Here is a 7,504-nt window from a genome sequence, read left to right as displayed (position 1 = left end):
TAGCAGGTGGAGGTCTTAAAATAGTTAAAACAGGCAAGATCAGAGGCTTCATCATGATACTGACCAAAGACACATCTATTTCACGTCGCAGTGCGCTTCTTGGGGCGACAGCAAGTGGACTATTTCTCGGAACCGGTACGGCAATCGCGCAAACGACCGAGCCATTTTCGTCACCGTCAGTCCGCCGAAACATTTCATCCTTCAGTACCTCCAATTGGAGGGAGCATTTTGACAACTTAGAGCACGGAGCAATCCTTTGCGATATCGACTCCCGTGCAGTTCAATATTGGTCAGAAGATGAAAGCGTCTACAAACTTTACCCTTCCAGTGTTCCGTTAACAGAAGAACTGACCAAACGTGGGAACACACACGTCATTCGTAAAGTTGAGGGGCCAAGCTGGCGCCCCACCCCTTCAATGAAGATACGCAACCCCGAATGGCCAGACTATTTTCCACCTGGTCCCGATAACCCATTGGGCACCCATGCGCTGTATCTGTCATGGCAATATTACCGTGTTCATGGCACGGGCGACACGCGCAAGATCGGAAGGCAATCTTCAAATGGGTGCATAGGTCTCTACAACGAGCATATCAAAGAATTGTTCGCTTTGGCCGAAGTCGGAACACAAGTGAAGTTGTTTTGATTCATGCACTTTATCTGACTTATGAAGGTACGCCCTCGTGTACCAAGTTCCACTTATCATCAGTCTTTGAAAGCCACCGGCCTATGAAACGAAGAAAATTCCTCCTTTCCGCTGGGGCTGTTGGCACTTTAGCCTGCCAACCAGTGTCAGCTCACATAGTGCTTCCTAAGTATGATTTACCACCAGAATTTTTGCCTCAAGTAGTGACCATACCAGCGGGCGCTGCTCCCTACGAAATACATGTAGTTCCAGGCCAGTTTGCACTTTTCTGGACCCAGCCCAATAATACTGCAATTCGATATACTGTCGGGATCGGTCGCCCAGGTCTTTACGAGGCAGGAGAATTCTACGTAGGGGCGAAAAAAGAATGGCCAAGTTGGACCCCGACTCCTGGCATGTTGCGTCGTGAGCCTCAGAAATATGGCCCACTTCGCAATGGAATGCCTGGCGGTTTGAGCAACCCTCTGGGAGCGCGGGCCCTGTATCTCTTTCAACCGGGTCGCGGTGACACCTTTTTGCGTGTTCATGGCACAAATGATCCAACCACTATCGGGCGCGCCGTATCCAACGGGTGTGCCAGGCTTGTTAACAATCAGATTATTCAACTTTTCAATCAAGTGCCTTTAGACACCCGCGTTGTGCTCTATCCAAATGGCGCGACATGACGACTGGTGCAGGTCCTAAAGTGTGTCTAATAAAAAAAATTTAGTGGCTCAAACACGGCGCAATCTTGGAGTTTTCTAGAACTCGACGGCTCTGAGCACCTCTAGACAAGCTTTTACTTTTCAATTACTTATCTGCTCATAATAGCGTGCTGGGTGAAACATCTCCATCACATCCCCAGCAAATCCAAAAGCTGATCCAATATACAGGAATGACAAATGAACCGTCCCTATCTGCTTTTTATCCTAGCATCCACGGCATTGGTTTCATGTACCGCTGTTGGCCCTGACTATACGCCACCTAAGACACCTTTAGAAACGTCGTTCATTGGCGGTGGCGGGGCTCTTGAAGAGGTCGCGCGCGATGAATGGTGGAAACGGCTAAATGACCGGCAAATGAACCGGCTAGTAGACCGCGGCCTTACACAAAACATCGATATTGCAACGGCTTTACAACGTATCAAAGCCGCAAATACAGACCTGAGGCAGACAGGTACCGCTGGCCAATTCTCAGGTGGACTGGATGCACAGGCGCAAAGAAACAATGGTAACCCAATATCAGGTGATCCCTCTGAAAGTGCGACGTTCGGGGCGAATTACATCCTCGATATTTTTGGTGGTGTTCGCCGTGACGCGCAGCGCGCGGCAGCGGGTGTAGAAGCAGCCAAGTTTGATGCTGGCACTGTCCGGCTTGCTCTGGTTTCCGGTGTTGTTTCCAACTATATTGACGCGCGGTATTTTCAGGAGGCATTGGCTTTAACACGACAGAATATCGCGAGCCTCCGCCGGACCCAGTCCTTGATCAGAGCTCAAGTTGAGCAAGGCGCATTGTCAGAATTAGATCTTGCCCGATCAGCAGGTCAGCTGGACACAGCAATTGCCGACCTCCCTCCGCTTGAAGCCGCATTCGAAGCCCGGGTTTTTGCAATCGCGACATTGTTGGCCGAACCAGCTCAGCCGCTGCTTAAACAGATGATTGCAGGCGCACCACAACCTTATCCTCGCAGCAAGGGGTCAACAGGCGTCCCCGCTAATCTGCTCCGCAATCGTCCAGATGTATTGGCCGCTGAACGCCGTCTAGCTGCCGCAGTTGCCGGAGTAGGTGTCGCAGAAGCAAAGTTGTACCCATCGGTCACTTTATCTGGCTCGGTGACAGCGGCAAACCCGTCAGAATGGTCCTTTGGTCCAGCACTTTCATTGCCCATCCTCAACCAAGGTCCGCTACGCGCTAGGCGAGATGCGGCTATTATTTCAGCCACGACCGCCGAACTGGAATGGCGTGCACAGGTGTTGGCCGCGGTGGAAGATGTGCAAAAAACTCAAAGTGAATTTACACGAAAACAAAGAGAGGTGGCCGCATTGCGCGCTGCTCAACGATCAAGGGATCGTACTCTTCAGTTGAGCCGCAAAGTTTTTGAACTGGGAGAACTGAACTTACCAGACCTGTTGGACGCCGAACGATTTGCAAACGCAGCACGCATATCCCTCGCAGCAGCAGTAAGAGATTTGGCCCAATCGTGGTCAGCACTTATGGTTGCGACTGGTCGTGGATGGGGCGACGTAAGCTAAAATTGGCGTTCTCTACCTTGATGCAGCAGATCAAGGCGCGCTCATCGCGGCACGTGCAGATTGAGTTTCCCGAATTGCGCAAACGATACTGGGGAACGCTATTTTGGGCACGTGGATTCTTTTCGACCACGTCAGGGAATGTCACCGACGATGTCATCCTCCAGTATCTGGAATTATATTCCAAACGCGAAACTATCTGCATCAGCCTATAGTACTCATCTTTTGACCGGAGATGCGTTGTATTGACCCAAAGTACGGCCGCAAGGGTGCACGCACCGCCAAACAGCCGTGCACCTTTGCCTGCGCATCAGAACATATATGCCCTAAGCCTTCTTTACAGATTTTGCCTTCGTACCATGCTCGTGGACCGTTTCGACAAGTGAATGATGCCCACCTTGTCTGGGCGCAAACCAGCGGTGCAGGGCGGGCATGACCAGTAGGGTCAGCACGGTTGACGAAACAAGCCCCCCGGTTACCACAGTGGCAAGCGGGCGTTGGACCTCGGCACCGACGCCGGTGGCGAAGAGCAATGGTGCAAGCCCAAGTGCCGTCGTCATGGCGGTCATCAGGACCGGACGCGCGCGCAGCCCTGCGGCCTCAATGGCCAAAGCCTCCAGATTGCGACCGGCGCGCGCAAAATCATCCATGAAACTGACCAATACCATACCGTTGCCCAACGCGATGCCGAACAATGCGATAAACCCGACGGTAGCAGGCACCGACACCGGTAACCCTGTCAGCCAGAGCGCCATCGCACCACCTGTCAGCGCCAGGGGGATATTCAACAGGATGAGGATCGCTGATTTCAGGCGACCAAAGGTTACCAGAAGGATCAGCAGAACGATGCCCAACGTAATCGGAATAACCACTTTGAAACGGGCATTCGCCTGTTGCTGAAGCTCGAATTGGCCGCCCCAGACCAAACGATACCCGGGCGGTAGATCCAACTGAGCGTCCGTCAACGTCTGCGCTTCGGCAACGAAAGAGCCGATATCGCGACCGCGCACGTTGGACTGGACCGTGATGAAGCGTTCGCCATCTTCGCGTGTGATCTGGCGTGGACCGATTACAGTTTCGATATTGGCCACTGTGTCCAGCGGCACCCGTGCGCCCGAAGGCGATTCCAGCACGATGCGTCTGATCGCCTCCGGTGTGTCGCGGCTTTCTTCGTCAAAACGCACCATTATCGGAAACTGTCGCACGCCCTCGAACAGTGATCCGGCTTCGGCCCCGCCGACGGCTGCACGCAGCCCATCCAACGCGTCCTCAACATCAAGCCCGTAGCGACCAAGGGCTGACCGATCCACGGTTACCACAAGTTGCGGCGCACCGGTGATCTGGTCGGCCTGTACCTCGGCAGACCCCTCAACCTGTTGCAGGAGTGATTGCAGGACTTGTGATCGCTCCAACAGAATTTCGGAATCCGGTCCAAAGATTTTGACGGCCAGTTCGGCGCGTGTGCCGGTCAGCAATTCATCAACAGCCATCGCGATGGGTTGGCCGATATTCACCACAATCCCCGGAAAGCTTTCCAGATCTTCCGAAATCGCCGTGCGCAAACCTTCGGCAGACAAGCCGGGCCGCCACTGATCGACCGGGTTCAACTCGATGAAGGCTTCGGCGCTGTTGGTCGGGTCAGCATGCGCGCCAACCTCACCACGCCCAATACGGGTCACGATGGACTTGATTTCAGGAAAATTCTTTAACAGCCGCTTTTCCACAAGCGTCGTCGTCTTCGTTCCTTCGGTAAGCGAAATCGAGGGTGCCATGGTGACGCGCATCAGAATATCGCCTTCCTCCAACGATGGCGTAAATTCGGAACCAAGTCGCGATCCTGCAAAACCGCCCACCGCCAAAAATATGCCGCACAGGACGATGGCGAAAAAACGGTTACGGACAAAGAACCCGGCCGCACCACTGACCATCGCGACAGTCCGCCCCGGCTTGTCAGGGGCCTTCTTGCCGGATCGGCGCATCACCGAAAAGGCCATGGAAGGCGCAATCAGGGCCGCATAGAACAGCGATCCGGTCATGGCGAGTGCAGCCGATGCCGCCAAGGGCCGGAAGGTTTTGCCCTCAACCCCTTGCAGCGAGAAAAGCGGCAGGAAAACAACGATAACCACGGCAACCGCCGCCACCAGAGGTGCGATTACCTCGGCGGTAGATCGGGCAACCAACATACGCGGCTCTTCAGAGCCGTCATCTTCCTCAAAGCTGCGATCCACGTTTTCAGAAATGACAATCGCCCCATCCACCATCATCCCGATGGCGATGGCGACCCCCCCTAATGACATCAGATTGGCGCTGATGCCGAGCACGTACATTGCGATAAACGCAAAACCTACGGAAAACGGGATCGACAGGACCACAACCAGACTGGGACGCCAGCCGCCCAGGAAGACAAACACCACCAACGCTACGAGTACAGCCCCCTGCCACAACGCCGTCGTGACGGTTGCGGAGGCCTTGTTTACCAGCGTTCCCTGATCATAGTAGGGGACCGCCAGTACACCATCCGGCAGGCTTGCGTTGATTTCCTCAAAGCGCTTCTGGACCCGCGCGATGACATCGGATGTGTTGGTGCCATAAAGTTTCAGAACCAACCCTGCGACAACTTCGCCTTCACCATTGGCGGTTGCAAGACCTTGCCGAACGCCACCGCCAACGATGATGTGGCCCAGATCGCGCACGCGCACGGTGCGCCCGTCCTCCACGTTGACGACAATCTCTGCGAGATCAGAGATTGTCTTGGCAAGTCCAACGCCGCGCACCGTGTATTGTTCGGATCCGATTTCGAGGAATTGCGCCCCTTCGGTTTTGTTTCCGCGCTCTAATGCGCTGATCACATCGGCGATTTGAATATCATAGGCAAGCAGCGCATCGGGATCGAGCCTGACCTGATATTGCTTTTCATAGCCACCAAGGGACAAAACCTCGGTGACACCCGCCACGGTCTGCAACTGATACTTGACGATCCAATCCTGAATTTCGCGCATCTCGACAAGGTTGCGTTCGCCGGTCTGGTCTTCCAGGCGGAAATACAGGATGAGGCCAAGCCCGGTTGAAATCGGGCCCATTTGCGGGTCGCCAAACCCGTCTGGGATGTTGCCACGCGCTTCGGCGAGCCGCTCGCCCACGACCTGACGGGCGAAATAGACATCCGTCCCGTCCTCAAAATAGATGTTCACCACCGACAGCCCGAAGTTGGAGACCGACCGCATGTTTTTCAGTTTCGGAAGGCCCGACATCGCCGTTTCGATCGGATAGGTCACATAGCGTTCAACCTCTTCGGGGGCGAGCCCTTCGGTTTCGGTGAAAACCTGAACCAGCGCGGGTGTCACGTCCGGAAAGGCATCAACAGGCAAGGCGCGAAACGCAAAAAGCCCGCCAAGCGTCATCGCAAAAGCCGCAATGGCCGCCAAAAGCCAGCCGCCTGCGATGCGGTGCATAAAATCAGTCATAATCAGCTATCCTAATGTCCGTGGCCGTCGCCAAAGGCGTCTTTTTCAAGTTGGGCTTTGAGTGTGAAGGCACCGTCAGAGACAAAGAGGTCGCCTTCCTCCAGCCCGGTGCGGATTTCCACATAGCCGCCAGCGGTTGTGCCGACCATGACGGCGCGCGGTGCGAACCCGCCGTCAACAGGGACAAAAACAGACGGACGGTTCTCTACCAGTTGCACGGCGGATTGTGGCACGCGCAAAACCTCCGCGGCATTGCCGACGCTGAGATCTGCAATCACAAACTGGCCGGGGGTCAGGGTTCTGTCAGAGTTGTCGATGATGACACGCGCCGTCGCCGTGCGCGACACTTCATCAATAACCGGTAGAATAAAGGCCACCGTTGATTGTGCGATGACGTCGCCTGCGTCTGATTTCAAGGCAACGGGTGCGCCAACGCGAACGCGGCTGATGTCTTGCTTGTAAACCGCGATATCGGCCCAAACCACGCTGTCATCGACAATCGTGAACAGCACCTTGGCGCTGGAATCCCCGGCTGTTACCGTTTCTCCCAGCGTCGCCGCACGTCGTACAATTGTTCCCGCAAGTGGTGCAGTCAGATAGGCATTGGCATTGTTGCCATCCTGAGCAGCGGCTATTTTTTCGAGAGCGGCGTGATCAATTCCGACGGCATGCAGTTCGGTTTCTGCGGCTTCACTTTCGGTCTTTGCCGATTCATGCTCTGCGCGGGCCGTTTGGACATTCGCCTCGGATGTGATTTTTTGCGCCCACAGACCTTCCAGGCGTTCCAACGCCTGTGCGGCAAGGACTTCATTTGTTTGCGCAATGATCCATTGCGATTTCAACCCTGCAAGCTCGCGGCTTGTGATCAGTGCCAGCGTATCTCCATAGGCAACGGTGTCGCCTTCACCAACCAAAAGCCGGTCGATGACTCCACTCACTTTGGGCGTGACATTTGCCATCCGGTCCGCGTCAAAGCGGATTTCTGCTGGCAGACTAAGGGATTCGCCCAAGGCACCCAATTCAGCTTGCTCGAGCAGGATTCCGGCCTCTTTCGCGACTTCGGGGGTCAGTTTAACAACATCGCCACCGCCTTCATCGCCGTGTGCGCCTTCAGCTTCGCCTGCATGATCGTCATCGCCATGCGCATCCTTGGCTTCGCCTGCATGAT

The 7,504-nt window shown here is 54.9% G+C and carries 5 protein-coding genes and 1 pseudogene; 4 read left to right on the top strand and 2 right to left on the bottom strand.

The window, feature by feature from the left end; translation table 11 throughout:
- Positions 1–53 precede the first annotated feature (53 nt).
- The 4 genes and pseudogenes from ACFDSS_RS12475 to ACFDSS_RS12460 form a co-directional block, all read left to right on the top strand.
- Positions 54–644 (top strand): L,D-transpeptidase, encoded by a 591-nt coding sequence (locus tag ACFDSS_RS12475; protein ID WP_114865786.1) that lies wholly within the window; start codon positions 54–56, stop codon positions 642–644.
- Positions 645–727: 83 nt separating this feature from the next.
- Positions 728–1,309 carry a L,D-transpeptidase gene (locus tag ACFDSS_RS12470; RefSeq protein ID WP_009827352.1) on the top strand — a complete coding sequence of 194 codons (582 nt, stop codon included), beginning with the start codon at positions 728–730 and terminating at the stop codon, positions 1,307–1,309.
- Between the two features lie 216 nt (positions 1,310–1,525).
- Entirely contained in the window at positions 1,526–2,875 is a 1,350-nt protein-coding gene (locus ACFDSS_RS12465) for an efflux transporter outer membrane subunit (RefSeq protein ID WP_082849484.1), read from the top strand.
- Positions 2,875–3,087, top strand: a pseudogene (locus ACFDSS_RS12460) (transposase); the annotation flags it as partial. The gene ACFDSS_RS12465 and the pseudogene ACFDSS_RS12460, both read left to right, overlap by 1 nt.
- 111 nt (positions 3,088–3,198) lie before the next feature.
- Here ACFDSS_RS12460 and ACFDSS_RS12455 read toward each other — a convergent pair.
- Both ACFDSS_RS12455 and ACFDSS_RS12450 read right to left on the bottom strand, forming a co-directional pair.
- Positions 3,199–6,336 carry an efflux RND transporter permease subunit gene (locus ACFDSS_RS12455; RefSeq protein WP_375256062.1) on the bottom strand — a complete coding sequence of 1,046 codons (3,138 nt, stop codon included), beginning with the start codon at positions 6,334–6,336 and terminating at the stop codon, positions 3,199–3,201.
- A gap of 11 nt (positions 6,337–6,347) precedes the next feature.
- Positions 6,348–7,504, bottom strand: a 1,157-nt coding sequence (locus ACFDSS_RS12450; RefSeq protein WP_375256061.1) for an efflux RND transporter periplasmic adaptor subunit, incomplete at its 5' end; no start/stop codon positions are given.

It is taken from the genome of Yoonia sp., from assembly GCF_042093035.1.
Classification (GTDB): domain Bacteria; phylum Pseudomonadota; class Alphaproteobacteria; order Rhodobacterales; family Rhodobacteraceae; genus Yoonia.
Note: the sequence above shows the minus strand (reverse complement) of the source record. Positions and strands in the feature narration are given on the sequence as shown.

Bases quoted from the DNA above. Each gene is read 5' to 3' on its own strand.
- ACFDSS_RS12475 (WP_114865786.1), top strand. From the start codon at position 54: ATGATACTGACCAAAGACACATCTATTTCACGTCGCAGTGCGCTTCTT.
- ACFDSS_RS12455 (WP_375256062.1), bottom strand. From the start codon at position 6,336: ATGACTGATTTTATGCACCGCATCGCAGGCGGCTGGCTTTTGGCGGCC.
- ACFDSS_RS12470 (WP_009827352.1), top strand. From the start codon at position 728: ATGAAACGAAGAAAATTCCTCCTTTCCGCTGGGGCTGTTGGCACTTTA.
- ACFDSS_RS12465 (WP_082849484.1), top strand. From the start codon at position 1,526: ATGAACCGTCCCTATCTGCTTTTTATCCTAGCATCCACGGCATTGGTT.